We start from the raw sequence: 13,219 nt of genomic DNA on the forward strand, positions 1-13,219 counted from the left end.
CTGGTGCGTGCCGGGCTAACCTGCCGCAGTTCATGAGACTGCGGCGGGTTTCCTGCAGCGACCTGGCTGATTGCGTGGATCATCGCCAGCATTGTCTTCGAAGCGAGCGCGCGCCCTTACTTGCCTTCAAACACCGCCGCACGTTTTTCAATAAACGCCTGCATGCCTTCCTTCTGGTCCCGCGAAGCAAACAGCAACGCATTGGCTTTACGCTCCAGGGCCAGGCCGGTCTCCAGCGGGGCATCGACCCCGGCCAGAATCACTTCCTTGATTTGCTCGGCAGCCAGTGGCGGCATCGCAGCGATCAACGTCGCCATCTTCAGTGCCTGGGCCTGCACCTGGTCATCATCCACGAGGTCGCTGACCAGCCCGGAGATCCAGGCTTCCTCGGCGGTGATCGGCTGCCCGGTCAATGCCATGCGCATGGCTTTGGCCTTGCCCACGGCGCGCACCAGACGCTGGGTGCCACCGATTCCCGGCATGATCCCGATGCGGATTTCCGGCTGGCAAAATTTCGCGCTGCGCCCGGCCACAATAATGTCGGCCAGCATCGCCAGTTCACAGCCGCCGCCGTAGGCGTAACCGCACACCGCCGCGATCACCGGCTTGGGGCAGTGCTGGATGGGGGCCCAGACCCGCTCGGTATGGCGCTGGTAAATATCGATCGGGCCGACACCGGCCATGCTGTTGATATCGCCGCCCGCAGCAAACACCTTGTCGCCGCCAGTCAGCAGGATGCAGCGCACTTCGGGGTTTTCGGCCAGCTCTGTGAAATAGCGTGACAGCAAGGCTTGCAGCTCAAGGCTCAGGGCGTTGGTGGCCTGGGGGCGATTAAGCCGCAGCAAAGCGACGCCCGGGGCCGGGAATTCAAGCAGTACCGGCGCGGCAGATGGGTCTGACATGGGGTTCCTCATTAACAGGGGCTGTCACCACAGCGTGCGCTGGATTGTTGCGTTCGCAAGAGGGCGCTTCATCGTCCGTTCAGACGACGAGCAGCCCCCGGATTGCCCCTAGAGTGGCTCCATCAGTAGAAAAAGGAGCTCGTCATGGGCCAACTCTCAGGGCTGGACTACAGCGGCAAAGTGGTGCTGGTCACCGGCGGTACCAAAGGCATCGGTGCAGGCATTGCCCGCAGCTTTCTGGAGGCCGGGGCGCAGGTGATCGTGTGCGGCAGGACTGCACCTGAGGCGTTGCCGCAGGCAGGTTCTGCGCAAGCGCTGTTCATGGCTTGCGACGTGCGTGATGTGGATTCGCTTAAAGCCATGTTTGCGGGGATTGCTGCCGACTTCGGTCGCCTCGATGTGGTCATCAACAACGCCGGTGGCAGTCCGTCCGCCGATGCCGGCAGCGCTTCGCCACGTTTTCACGAAGGCATTATCCGCCTCAACCTGATCGCCCCGCTGAATGTCGCGCAACAGGCCAATGCCTTGATGCAGCAACAGGATGGCGGCGGTTGCATTGTGTTTATCGGCAGTATCAGCGCCTTGCGCGCTTCCCCGGGGACCGCGGCCTATGGCGCGGCCAAGGCCGGGATACTGGCACTGGTGCAATCGCTGGCGGTGGAGTGGGCGCCCAAAGTGCGCGTGGTGGCGGTCAGCCCGGGGCTGGTACGCACCGAGCAGGCGCATCTGCATTACGGCGATGAACACGGCATTGCCGCAGTCAGCGCCGGGATCCCGGCAGGGCGCATGGCGCTGCCCGAGGACATCGGTAACGCCTGTCTGTTTATCGCCTCGCCCATGGCGGGGTATGCCAGCGGCTGCAATCTGCTGCTGCACGGCGGCGGCGAACGTCCGGCATTTTTGGGTGCGGCGCAAAGCGCTGCTCACTGATCGACCTTCAGCGGCGGCCAGTGGGTTGCCGCTCTCAATTTGCAGGAGACGAACTTGGCTGATTCTCAATTGCTAACCGACGTGCGCGCCCTGGTGGGGCGTGAATATGGTCGCGTCTACGCCTGGGACGAAGTCAACGCCCCGATGATCCGCCAGTGGTGCGAGATCATGGGCGTGGACAACCCGCTTTATACCGACCCGCTGTTTGCCGCCAACAGCGTGCAGGACGGGCTGGTGGCGCCGCCTGCAATGCTGCAGGTGTGGTGCATGGAAGGCTTTCACCTGAACAACTATGCACCGGGCTCGACCACCGAAAACCCCTACGAAGTGCTCAAGCTGATTGAGTCGTATGGCTATGGCTCGGTGGTGGCGGTCAACTCCGAACTGACGTTCAAGCGCAACGTCCGTCCGGGGGAAAAGCTCTATTACACCACCCGGCTGGACTCGGTGGGCGACGAAAAAACCACCGGTCTTGGTACCGGATTTTTTGTCACCCTGGTGATGAGCTACTTCGTTGAGCACAAAAGCGGTGACGAGGAAGTCGGCGAGTTGCTGTTCCGGGTATTCAAATTCCGTCCGGCCAACCCCAAGGCGGCTGAAGCGGCCCCGGCAAAAGTTGAAACCGCCCCTGTGGTCAAGCGCCCCAAGCCGGGCATGAGCGATGACACGCGGTTTTTCTGGGAAGGCTGCGATGCGGGCAAGTTGTTGATCCAGCGCTGTACCCAGTGCCAGACCCTGCGCCATCCACCGGCGCCGGTATGCATCGAGTGCCATTCGTTCGACTGGGACAGCGTGCAGGCCAGCGGCCGCGCCAGCCTGTATTCGTTCGTGATCATGCATTACCCCGAAGTCGCGCCGTTCGACCATCCCAACCCGATCGGCCTGATCGAGCTGGAAGAGGGCGTACGCCTGGTGGCCGGACTGGTGGGGGTCAAGCGCGAAGAACTGAGCATCGGCATGCCCTTGCAGCTTGAGTTCAAGACCTTCGACGGCGAACTGACGTTGCCGTTGTTCCGGGCACTTTCTTTACCGGCAGCCGAGTAAGGAGCGAGCATGGATTTCGAATTCACCGAAGATCAACACGCTATCGCCGAAATGGCCGGTAGCGTATTTGCCGACTACTGCACCGATGACCGCTTGCGTCAGTTCGACACCAGCGAACATGCCTTTATGGAGCCGCTGTGGCAACTGTGCACAGAGACCGGGCTGCAGGCTTTGGCCATCCCTGAAAGCCATGGCGGCAGCGGGCTGGGCATGACCGAGTTGCTGACGGTGCTCGAGGCCCAGGGCAGGGCTCTGGGGCAGGTGCCGTTGTGGCGCCATCAACTGGCCGCAGCAACCCTGGCCGCTTGGGCTGATCCGGTCTTGCAGGCATGGGCCACGGATGCGGCTGCCGGTCGCGTCTTGTTGACCCTAGACCTTGGGGGCTTGAGCGGTGCCCGGGGCCTGCAATTACAGGCCACTGCGCAGGGCCAGGGCTGGAGCCTTGACGGTCGGGTGGCCGGCCTGGCTCTGGCCGGACAGTCACAGGCGGCGTTGCTGCTGGTGAGCGTCGAGGGTCAGCCGCGGCTGGCATTTGTCGAGCTGGGCGCTGCGGCGATCAGCCATGTGCCGGGCCGTATGACCCATGGCGAAGCGGTGGCTGACTTGTCCATCGACGGGCTGTTTATCACTTCGCAACAGTTGCTGCCGGCCTGCGCCCTGGACTGGCTGGAACCACGCAGCATCGCGGCACTGGCGGCATTGCAGCTGGGGGTCAGCGCCGAGCAGATCCGTCGCACCGTGGAGTATGTCAGCGAGCGACGTCAGTTCGAACGCAGCATCGGCAGTTTTCAGGCAGTGCAAATGAGCATGGCCAACGCGCACATCGCCCTTGAGGCGTTGCGCAGCAATCTGTGGCAGTTGTGCTATCGCCTGGATGCCGGCTTGCCCGCGCCGTCCGAGGCCCTGGCCACCGCCTGGCATGCCTGCGAAGCAGGTCATCTGATCGGGCACAACGCCCAGCACGTACACGGCGGCATTGGCGTCGATCTGACGTACCCGATGCATCGCTTTCTCTACTGGAGCCGCGCTTTGGGCTGTGCCCTGGGTGGATCGGCAGCATGCCTGGAACGCCTCGGCGACTGGCTGAGCCATAACGACAAGCTGGGATGGAAATATGACCTTGCAGAACACCAAGCGCTTTGACGATGTGCGCCCCGGCGAAACCTTGCCGGCCCTGGCGATCCCGATCACCGTGGGTCTGGTTACCGGCGGCGCCATTGCTACCCGTGACTACTTCCCGGGTCACCATGATTTGAACGCTGCCCAGGCCCTGGGCTCGCCGCACATTTTTATGAACATCCTTACCACCAACGGTCTGGTGCAGCGTTATGTCGAAGAGTGGGCGGGCCCCGAGGCGCGTTTTGCCTCGCTGAAGATCAAGCTCGGCGCGCCGAATTACCCCGGCGACAGCATGACCTTCAATGGCGCAGTCACCGGACTGGATGCTGCCACCCGCACGGTGGAAATAACCCTTGGCGGCAAAAATTCGATGGGCAACCACGTGACCGGTACGGTCACGCTGGTTCTGCCCTGATAGCGGGAGACAGCACACATGACGCAATCGTCACTTTCCGGTAGCGCCGCCATTGTTGGCCTGGGTGCGACCGAATTTTCGAAAAATTCAGGGCGCACCGAGCTGCGCCTGGCACTTGAAGCGACCCTGGCCGCCCTTGAAGACGCCGGAATCGACCCGTCCGAAGTTGAAGGTTTCAGCTCGTACTCGGTGGATAAAGTCCCGGAATACGAAATCGCCCGCTTGCTGGGCTGCAAGGACGTCAAGTTCTTCTCCCAGGTGCCCCATGGCGGGGGGGCCGCCTGTGCCCCGATCATGCACGCGGCCATGGCCGTGGCCACCGGTGTGGCCAAGGTTGTGGTGGTGTACCGCGCCATGAACGAGCGTTCGTGGTATCGCTTCGGCAGCGGCAGCTACGGTTTCGCCTCGACGCCGATTTTCGAAAACGTCAACTACGGCTGGTACATGCCCCACGGCCTGCACACCCCGGCGTCATGGGTGGGCATGTTTGCCCAGCGCTACATGCACACCTATGGCGCCACCTCCGAAGACTTCGGTCGGGTTGCGGTGGCGGTACGTGATTTTGCCGCGACCAACCCCGCCGCATTCTTTTACGGCAAGCCGATCACCCTTGAAGAACACCAGGCTTCACGCTGGATTTGCGAGCCGCTGCATTTGCTCGACTGCTGCCAGGAATCCGACGGTGCCGTGGCCATGGTGATCACCTCGGCCGAGCGGGCCAAAGACCTGCGCCAGAAGCCGGTGACGATCAAGGCCGGTTCGCAGGGGATTACCTCGGGCCAGCAAATCATGACCTCGTTCTACCGCGACGACATTACCGGCCTGCCGGAAATGGGCGTGGTTGCCAAAGAGTTGTATCGCCAGTCGGGTCTAGGGCCCGAGGCGCTGCAAACGGCGATCATTTACGATCATTTCACGCCGTTTGTACTGCCCCAGCTCGAAGAGTTCGGCCTGTGCGAACGCGGCGAAGCCAAGGAATTCATCCGCGCCGGGCACCATGCCCGCGGCGGCAAGTTTCCGATCAATACCCACGGCGGACAATTGGGCGAGGCCTACATCCACGGCATGAACGGCGTGGCTGAAGCCGTGCGCCAGGTGCGTGGCACTGCGGTCAACCAGGTCGACAGCGTGGAGAACGTGCTGGTGACCGCCGGTACCGGCGTACCCACCAGCGGCCTGATTCTTGGTACGGCCTAAGGAGCTCACATGTTCGTCGACCTCACACCCGAACAACACGCCCTGCGCCTCAAGGTGCGGGACTATTTCCAGAACCTGATGACCCCGCAGCTGCGTGAACAATTGCGCGGCAAAGAGGGCGGCGAGCTATACCGCGACACCATCCGCCAGATGGGCCGTGACGGCTGGCTGGCGGTGGGCTGGCCCAAGGAGCACGGCGGCCAGGGTTATGGTCCTACCGAGCAATTCATCTTCTTTGAAGAAGCCAATATTGCCGGTGCGCCGCTGCCCTTCGTGACCATCAGCACCGTGGGGCCGGCGCTGATGGCCCACGGTACCGAGCTGCAAAAAGCCAAATTCTTGCCGGGCATCGCCGCGGGCGAAATCATTTTTGCCATCGGCTATTCCGAGCCGGATGCCGGCAGCGACCTGGCGGTGCTGAAAACCACCGCCCGGCTGCAAAGCGACGAGTTTGTGGTCAATGGCACCAAGCTCTGGACCTCGGGCGCCGAGTCGGCCGATTACATCTGGCTGGCGGCCCGTACCGACCCTGAGCGCCCACGGCACAAGGGCGTATCGATCCTGATTCTGGACACAGCGGCTGAAGGTTTTACGACCACTGTGATCCCGACCACCAGCAACCCGACCGCCGCCACTTACTACGACAACGTGCAGGTGCCCCGGGACATGCTGGTGGGCGAGTTGCACGGTGGCTGGAAGTTGATCACGGCGCAGCTCAACCATGAGCGGCTGGGGCTGGGGGCATGGTCCGACAAGGTGGCAGGGCTGTTTCGCAAGGTCTTCATGTGGGCCCGTGAGGCCGACGAGCAAGGTGTTCGTGCCACCGACAAAGCGTGGGTGCGGGCCGGTCTGGCGCAATGTTATGCGCGGCTTGAAGCCATGCGCCTGATCAACCTGCGGATTGCCGCTGACCTGGAGCGTGAGCGCATGGACGTTGCGCTGGCGTCGACCACCAAGGTTTACGGCTCGGAGTCGGCGATCGAGATTCTGCGGCTGCTGAGCAACATCGTCGGGGCCAACGGACTGATTCAAGGCGGCTCGGCGGCGTCGTTGTTGCAAGGCGAGCTGGAGTACGAAGTACGTGCCTCGGTGACCCTGACCTTTGGTGGCGGCACCAACGAGATCCAGCGCGAGTTGATTGCCCAGTTCGGCCTGGGCATGCCGCGTACCCAACGCTGACACCCATCACCTAACCGCAGGAGCGAGCTGTGCTCGACAAATAGCTCGTTCCTGCAGGTGTTGTGTCAGCAGGTGACCATTTACAGGTGAAACCCATGAACGCCATTGATCAGTTCAGAGAGCAAACCCGCAGCTGGCTTGAGGCCAACTGTCCGCCCTCGCAGCGTAAAGCCATTCCTGAAGGCGAGCTGGTGTGGGGTGCGAACGAGGTCGAGTTTCCCGATGCCGACGCCCGGCTGTGGTTCGAACGCATGCGCGACAAGGGCTGGTTCTGTCCGGACTGGCCACAGGCGTATGGCGGCGCCGGGCTGAGCGAGGAATACAACGCGGTGCTGGAAAGCGAGCTGCGCCGTCTTAAATGCCGGCCGCCGCAAATCAATCTGGGCATCTGGATGCTCGGCCCGGTATTGCTGGAATTCGGCACTGAAGAACAAAAGAAAAACCTCCTGACCCCGATGACCCGTGGCGAAGTGCGCTGGTGTCAGGGTTTTTCCGAGCCCAATGCCGGCTCGGATCTGGCGAGCCTGAAAACCTCGGCCCGGGATGCCGGTGATCACTTCGTGGTGGATGGCAGCAAGATCTGGACCTCCTATGGCGACAAGTCGGACTGGATGTACGCCCTGGTGCGCACTGATCCTGCGGCCAGCAAGCACACGGGGATCAGCCTGATTGTTCTGGACATGAAGAGCCCCGGGGTCAGCGTTGCGCCCATTGATTTGATCAGTGGCAAATCGGCGTTCTGCCAGGTGTTTTTCGACTCCGTCAAAGTGCCTAAAAGCCAGCTCATCGGTCCGTTGCACGGTGGCTGGAACCTGGCCAAGCGCCTGTTGCAACACGAACGCAAAGCCATGTCCAAATTCGGCGAGTTCAGCCTGCCGACGCATTTCCACTTGCTGCCACTGGTCAACGAGTACTTGCCCGAGCCATCCGGCCAGGGCGAGTTGGCCCTTGCAGCCCGCGCCGTGGCCTGCGCCATGAACGAGCAAAGCTACAACCTGACAGTCCAGCGCATGGGTCAGGAAGCCCGTGCCGGGAAGGACGTCAGCGGGCTGATGTCGATTATGAAGCTGGTGCACACCGAACAGGAACGCGACAAGTTCGAGGTATTGCTGGACGTGATGGGGTATCACGCTCTGGGCTGGGACAAGGGCGCTTTCAGCCCCCAGGAACAGGCCATCACCCGCGGCTGGTTAAACAGCTTTGCCCTGACGATTTCCGGCGGTGCGTCGGAAATCCAGCTCAATGTTATCGCCAAGCGGGTCCTTGGCCTGCCTGACGTGAAGTAAGGAACTCAGCATGAACCTGGTTTATAGCGAAGATCACCGGTTGTTGGCCGACAGCGCCCGAGAGTTCCTGGCCGCGCGCAGCCCCGTATCGCGCCAGCGCGCACTGCGCGATGAGGGCGGTGTCAACGGTTTTGACCCGCAACTGTGGCAGGACGCTGTGGCGCTGGGCTGGAGCGCGATTCCGTTCCCGGAAAATCTCGGCGGCCTGGATTTCGGCTGCATGGGCCTGGGGCCGATATTTGAGTCCATTGGCAGCAACCTCAGTGCCTCGCCGCTGCTTTCAAGCGTGGTGCTCAGCGGCTCGTTGCTGCACCTGCAGGGTAACGCCGGGCAACAGGATCGCTGGTTATCGGCGTCTATCAGCGGTGAGCGCCGCCTGGCCCTGGCCCTGGACGAAGGCTCACGCCACAACCCGGCGAACGTGGCGTTGCAGGCGGTGCCGAATGCAAACGGCTACAGCTTGAGCGGCAACAAATATTTTGTCATCGACGGCGTGGGTGCGGATGCCTACCTGGTGGTCGCAAAGGGCGCAGGAGCGGGCCTTAGTCTGTTTCTGGTGGCCGCTGATGCCCCGGGCCTGAGCGTCCAGGCGCTGCCGCTGATCGACTCGCGCAATCATGCGCGACTGCAGCTGGACCAGGTCCAGGTCGGGCATGACGCGCTGCTGGGTGAGCCCGGATCCGCAGGCCCGGCGCTCGAGATTGCCCTGGACCGCGGCCGCGTGTGCCTGGCTGGCGAAATGCTGGGCATGGCCGAGAAGCTCTTCGCCATGACCCTCGACTACCTGAAAACCCGGGTTCAGTTTGACGTCAAGATCGGCTCCTTTCAGTCACTGCAGCATCGCTCTGCCGAGCTGTACGTGCAGATACAACTGGCGCGCAGTGCGGTGATGGCCGGGCTTGCGGCGCTGGACGACAGCCGTCTGAGCGCCGCCGAGCGCCAGCGCTTTGCCAGTCTGGCGAAGTGGAAAGCGGGGCAGATGGCCCTCAATGTCGCCAATGAAGCGGTGCAAATGCACGGCGGGATTGGCGTAACCGATGAGCTGGACGTGGGGCTGTTTCTGAAACGCATACGGGTAGCCCAGGCGAGTCTGGGGGATGCCGATTACCACTGCGAGCGCTACGCAGATCTGATGCCCGCGCACGCCTAGGCCGATTGCCAGTCAGGAGAATAATAAGATGAAGCTTGAACAGTGGCAGAGCGCCTGGCAGCAATTGACTGGTGCCGGCTCACCTTTTGAAGTGGTCACCCAGCCGGGGAGCGGATCGAAGCATTTTCGGCATACCGCTGCCCACGTCTGGGCTGCAATCGACAGTGGCCGGGTGCATGGCGAGCGCGAGTTTCTGGTGTGGGAACAACAGCGTCTGACCTTCAGCCAGTTTTTCGATCAGGTGGACCGGCTGGCCGGCCAGCTGGTGCATCGTTTCGGCGTGCGTCAGGGCGACCGGGTGGCGATTGCCATGCGCAATCAGCCCGCGTGGCTGGTGGCGTTTGCGGCCATTCAGCGTTGCGGCGGGGTGTGCGTCCCCCTCAACAGCTGGGGCCTGCGCGACGAGCTGTTTCATGGTCTGCAGGACAGCGGTGCACGGCTGTTGCTGTGTGACGAGCCGCGCCTGCACTTGCTCGATGGCGACTTGCGCGAACAGGGGCTGGCGACGATTGTGGTCGGTCTGTCCGCCGGCCAGTTGCTGGCTGAACACTGCCAGCGTCTGGAAGATCTGCTGGCGGCCCCGGTGCTGACTGCACCGGCCCTGAAAGTGACGGCCGATGACCCGGCCATGATCCTCTATACCTCAGGCACCACCAGCTTGGCCAAGGGCGTGCTGTCGACCCATGGCGCGGTGTGCCAGGCCCTGGTGGCACTGGAGTTTCAGGGGGCGTTCTGTGCCCTGAGCTCGCCGGAGCGTATCAGCGTGGTGATCAACTGCGGCTATGCCCCAACCACCTTGATGGCAGTGCCGTTGTTCCATGTCAGCGGCCTGCATGCGCAATTCCTGCTGGCCTTGCGCAGCGGTCGCCGCTTGTTGCTGATGTACAAGTGGGACGTGGAAAAGGCTCTGGACCTGATCCGTGATGAACACTGCACCCAGTTCAACGGCGCGCCGGTGATGATGCAGCAACTGCTGACCTCGCCACGTTTCGGCACGGCCGACACCAAGAGCCTGTTCGGCCTGGGGCTGGGGGGCGCGGCGCCGTCCAGCAGTCTGTTGGCGCATCTGACCCAGCGCAAACCGGAAGCGGTGGGTGGCAGTGGTTACGGCCTGACCGAAAGCAACGGGATTTGCGCGGCCATCGGCGGTGATCAGTTTGTTTACAAACCGGCTGCTGCCGGCTGGCCATTGCCGATCGTCGATGTGCGTATCGGTGACAGTCCGGACCGGCCACTGCCCAATGGCGTCAGCGGGCTGATCTGGATCCGTTCACCGACCTTGATGAGCGGTTACTGGAACCTGCCCCAGGCCAGTGCCCAGACCTTGCGCGATGGCTGGCTCGACACCGGTGACATCGGCCTGCTGGATGACGAAGGATTTCTCTATATCACCGACCGGGCCAAGGACTTGATCAACCGTGGCGGGGAGAAAATATCCGCAGCCGAAGTGGAGTCCTGCGCCTGTGAAATGCCTGGCGTGATCGAAGCCGCCGCCTTTTCGGTGCCGGACGATGTGCTGGGGGAAGTGGTGTTTCTGGTGGTGCGCGGTGACCCGTCCGACACCCCGGACAGCGAGGCGGTGCGCAGCTTTATCGCCCAGCGTCTGGCGAGTTTCAAAGTGCCGGCGCAGATCCATGTCCAGCACACCCCTTTTGCCCGCAATGCGTCGGGCAAGATGCTCAAAGGTTTGCTTAAAGAGTTGTTGGTAACGCCCTGAGTAGTCTTTGTGGACGATGTAGTCGCCGGCAAATGGCGAAGAATGGACGCATACCCCTTAGCAAGCTTTTACGCGTAGGAGGCAATACATGAAAATAACAAGAACAGGCGTAATGCTCGCAGCCGCCATGTCCGTCAACGTACTGGCCATCGGTCCGGCTTTTGCCCAGGTGTCTGGCGCAGAGGCAGCCAAACTGGGCAAGGAGCTGACCTGTGTCGGTGCTGAGCAGGCCGGTAATGCGGCGGGCACCATCCCGCCGTACACCGGCAAATACCTGGGCGAAGTACCGGGTTGGAACCACGTTAAATTCTCCGGTGACCAGCCAGTGGATCCCTATGCCGCTGAAAAGCCGATTGTGGTGATCACCGCGCAAAACATGGCCCAGTACGAAGACAAACTCACCGAAGGCCAGAAAGCGCTGTTCAAGCGTTATCCGACCACTTACAAGATGAACATCTACCCGGGCCACCGTGATTTCCGTTACCCGGACTACGTGTGCCGGCGCGCCATGAGCAACGCCCTGAACGCCAAGCTGGTAAACGATGGCATGGGCATTGAAGGTTTGGGCCAGGTCCCGTTCCCTATCCCTAAAAGCGGTATGGAAGTGTTGTGGAACCACCAGTTGCCGGCCCGTGCCTGGACCGAAGAAAAAACCAGTGATCTGGCCTCGGTTCTGCCCAATGGCAGCATTGGCTGGGGGCGTGCCTATGCCCGGGGCCTGTCGCAGGCCAACTCACCGATTGTTGAACCCAAAACCGAAGACAAAATTCAGGCCATGGGCAACAACACCACCCTTAAACCGGCGCGTGACAACGGTGTGATCAGCATCTCCCACGAACCCTACGACTTTCAGACCAACCCGCGTCAGGCCTGGAGCTACAGCCCCTCGACCCGCCGCGTGCGCTTGCTGCCCGGCTATGGCTATGACCAGCCGATGATCGGCACCAACGGCACCATGACAGTGGATGAAGACCGCCTGTTCAACGGCTCGCCGGAGCGCTACACCTGGAAGCTGCTGGGCAAGCGTGAAATCTACAGCCCGGCCAACGCCTACAAGCCGAACGCGGGGACGGTGAAATACGCCGACATGCTGACCCCCAACCATCCCAACCCGGACCTGATGCGTTATGAACTGCGTCGTGTGTGGGTGGTGGAAGCCGATCTGAAAGAAGGCTATCGCCACCTGTACGGCAAGCGCGTGCTGTTCATCGACGAAGACACCTGGAACGCGGTGATGGCGGACAACTACGATGCCCGTGGGCAATTGTGGAAGCACGCGATGGTCAACTACTACTACCACCCTGACATGAGTGGCTGGCAGGCGGGTTCCCAGTTCTTCATGGACTTGAACTCGGGGCAATACACCGGCTACGGCATGACCAACGAAGCCAAGAAAGGCCCGATTCTCAATGAAGGCAAATTCACTCCCGACCAATACACCGCCGATGCTGCGCGGGCGATGGGGCGTTAAGCAAGTGGTCATAAGCTAGCAGCTGCAAGTAACAGCAAAAGCCCTGTCGGTTAACGACGGGGCTTTTTGTTTTTACCGCTGTAACGGGTTGCCGGGTTGTCTTTATCGCTGGCAAGCCAGCTCCCACAATGGGATGTGATCAGGGTTGCAGAACCTGTAGGAGCGAGCTTGCTCGCGAGCTTTTTATCGGGCTCATATTGAACACCGGGTGGTCGCGGCCGGTTTGAGAAGCTCGCGAGCAAGCTCGCTCCTACAGATGAAATTATCTGTCTGTCGGGTTGCCTTTATCGCTGGCAAGCCAGCTCCCACAATTGGATGAAATATGTGATTGGTGTTGCAGAACCTGTGGGAGCTGGCTTGCCAGCGATGGTCATGGCGCAGTTTTATATTCTAGCCCTGGGTCCAGACCGCCAGTTCATAGCCATCCGGGTCGGTGAAATGCAGGCGGCTGCCGCCCGGGAAGGGGAATTCGGGGCGGGAGATGCTGCCTCCGGCCTGGAGGATGGCCTGTCGGGCAAGGGCCAGGTCGTCGGCGTACAGAATGATCAGCGGGCCACCCGGGCGCACCGGCTCGCCAGTGGTGAAGCCGCCGCTCAAACGGCCGTCGCTGAATTCGGTGTAGGCAGGGCCATAGTCGGTGAACGTCCAGCCAAACACGGCGCCATAGAAGGCTTTGCTGCGCGCTATGTCGTGGACGTTGAATTCGATGTTGTCGATTCGATAATGGCGGGGGTCGGTAGTCATGGTTATCTCCTTGAAACTCAGCACTATAGCTGCACTCAGGAAGTAACACAGGTCAACGCCGGGGG

General features: G+C 61.7%; 12 protein-coding genes. 10 read left to right on the top strand and 2 right to left on the bottom strand.

The window, feature by feature from the left end:
* Positions 1-116 precede the first annotated feature (116 nt).
* A complete protein-coding gene (locus JQ848_RS10825) occupies positions 117-902 on the bottom strand; it encodes an enoyl-CoA hydratase (protein WP_003445069.1) in 786 nt (261 codons plus the stop codon).
* A 144-nt stretch (positions 903-1,046) separates the two neighbouring features.
* Here JQ848_RS10825 and JQ848_RS10830 point away from each other — a divergent pair, with 144 nt between their 5' ends.
* From JQ848_RS10830 to JQ848_RS10875, 10 genes are all read left to right on the top strand, one after another.
* On the top strand, positions 1,047-1,832 hold the full coding sequence (locus JQ848_RS10830; RefSeq protein ID WP_010656632.1) for an SDR family oxidoreductase: 786 nt from the start codon (positions 1,047-1,049) through the stop codon (positions 1,830-1,832).
* A 54-nt stretch (positions 1,833-1,886) separates the two neighbouring features.
* Positions 1,887-2,876 carry a bifunctional MaoC family dehydratase N-terminal/OB-fold nucleic acid binding domain-containing protein gene (locus tag JQ848_RS10835; RefSeq protein WP_003445073.1) on the top strand — a complete coding sequence of 330 codons (990 nt, stop codon included), beginning with the start codon at positions 1,887-1,889 and terminating at the stop codon, positions 2,874-2,876.
* A gap of 9 nt (positions 2,877-2,885) precedes the next feature.
* Positions 2,886-4,019 (top strand): acyl-CoA dehydrogenase family protein, encoded by a 1,134-nt coding sequence (locus tag JQ848_RS10840; protein ID WP_160627472.1) that lies wholly within the window; start codon positions 2,886-2,888, stop codon positions 4,017-4,019.
* On the top strand, positions 3,991-4,410 hold the full coding sequence (locus JQ848_RS10845; protein WP_003445078.1) for a MaoC family dehydratase: 420 nt from the start codon (positions 3,991-3,993) through the stop codon (positions 4,408-4,410). Before JQ848_RS10840 ends, JQ848_RS10845 begins: the two co-directional genes overlap by 29 nt.
* Positions 4,411-4,428: 18 nt before the next feature.
* On the top strand, positions 4,429-5,607 hold the full coding sequence (locus JQ848_RS10850; protein ID WP_202210667.1) for a lipid-transfer protein: 1,179 nt from the start codon (positions 4,429-4,431) through the stop codon (positions 5,605-5,607).
* A 9-nt stretch (positions 5,608-5,616) separates the two neighbouring features.
* Positions 5,617-6,786, top strand: coding sequence for an acyl-CoA dehydrogenase family protein (locus tag JQ848_RS10855; RefSeq protein ID WP_202210668.1), 1,170 nt, complete (start codon positions 5,617-5,619; stop codon positions 6,784-6,786).
* A 95-nt stretch (positions 6,787-6,881) separates the two neighbouring features.
* Positions 6,882-8,072 (top strand): acyl-CoA dehydrogenase family protein, encoded by a 1,191-nt coding sequence (locus JQ848_RS10860; RefSeq protein ID WP_202210669.1) that lies wholly within the window; start codon positions 6,882-6,884, stop codon positions 8,070-8,072.
* A gap of 10 nt (positions 8,073-8,082) precedes the next feature.
* Positions 8,083-9,222 carry an acyl-CoA dehydrogenase family protein gene (locus JQ848_RS10865; protein WP_003445094.1) on the top strand — a complete coding sequence of 380 codons (1,140 nt, stop codon included), beginning with the start codon at positions 8,083-8,085 and terminating at the stop codon, positions 9,220-9,222.
* Between the two features lie 28 nt (positions 9,223-9,250).
* Positions 9,251-10,939 carry a class I adenylate-forming enzyme family protein gene (locus tag JQ848_RS10870; RefSeq protein ID WP_202210670.1) on the top strand — a complete coding sequence of 563 codons (1,689 nt, stop codon included), beginning with the start codon at positions 9,251-9,253 and terminating at the stop codon, positions 10,937-10,939.
* 88 nt (positions 10,940-11,027) lie between these two features.
* Positions 11,028-12,410 (top strand): DUF1329 domain-containing protein, encoded by a 1,383-nt coding sequence (locus JQ848_RS10875; protein WP_369826385.1) that lies wholly within the window; start codon positions 11,028-11,030, stop codon positions 12,408-12,410.
* Between the two features lie 390 nt (positions 12,411-12,800).
* On the opposite strand, the gene JQ848_RS10880 is transcribed toward JQ848_RS10875, so the two are convergent.
* Positions 12,801-13,154, bottom strand: coding sequence for a VOC family protein (locus JQ848_RS10880; RefSeq protein ID WP_003445097.1), 354 nt, complete (start codon positions 13,152-13,154; stop codon positions 12,801-12,803).
* Positions 13,155-13,219: the final 65 nt, after the last annotated feature.

Origin of the sequence: Pseudomonas paraversuta (genome assembly GCF_904067025.1) — a bacterium.
GTDB classification, from domain to species: Bacteria; Pseudomonadota; Gammaproteobacteria; order Pseudomonadales; family Pseudomonadaceae; genus Aquipseudomonas; species Aquipseudomonas paraversuta.

Bases quoted from the DNA above. Each gene is read 5' to 3' on its own strand.
- JQ848_RS10825 (WP_003445069.1), bottom strand. From the start codon at position 902: ATGTCAGACCCATCTGCCGCGCCGGTACTGCTTGAATTCCCGGCCCCG.
- JQ848_RS10830 (WP_010656632.1), top strand. From the start codon at position 1,047: ATGGGCCAACTCTCAGGGCTGGACTACAGCGGCAAAGTGGTGCTGGTC.
- JQ848_RS10840 (WP_160627472.1), top strand. From the start codon at position 2,886: ATGGATTTCGAATTCACCGAAGATCAACACGCTATCGCCGAAATGGCC.
- JQ848_RS10845 (WP_003445078.1), top strand. From the start codon at position 3,991: ATGACCTTGCAGAACACCAAGCGCTTTGACGATGTGCGCCCCGGCGAA.
- JQ848_RS10850 (WP_202210667.1), top strand. From the start codon at position 4,429: ATGACGCAATCGTCACTTTCCGGTAGCGCCGCCATTGTTGGCCTGGGT.
- JQ848_RS10855 (WP_202210668.1), top strand. From the start codon at position 5,617: ATGTTCGTCGACCTCACACCCGAACAACACGCCCTGCGCCTCAAGGTG.
- JQ848_RS10860 (WP_202210669.1), top strand. From the start codon at position 6,882: ATGAACGCCATTGATCAGTTCAGAGAGCAAACCCGCAGCTGGCTTGAG.
- JQ848_RS10865 (WP_003445094.1), top strand. From the start codon at position 8,083: ATGAACCTGGTTTATAGCGAAGATCACCGGTTGTTGGCCGACAGCGCC.
- JQ848_RS10870 (WP_202210670.1), top strand. From the start codon at position 9,251: ATGAAGCTTGAACAGTGGCAGAGCGCCTGGCAGCAATTGACTGGTGCC.
- JQ848_RS10875 (WP_369826385.1), top strand. From the start codon at position 11,028: ATGAAAATAACAAGAACAGGCGTAATGCTCGCAGCCGCCATGTCCGTC.
- JQ848_RS10880 (WP_003445097.1), bottom strand. From the start codon at position 13,154: ATGACTACCGACCCCCGCCATTATCGAATCGACAACATCGAATTCAAC.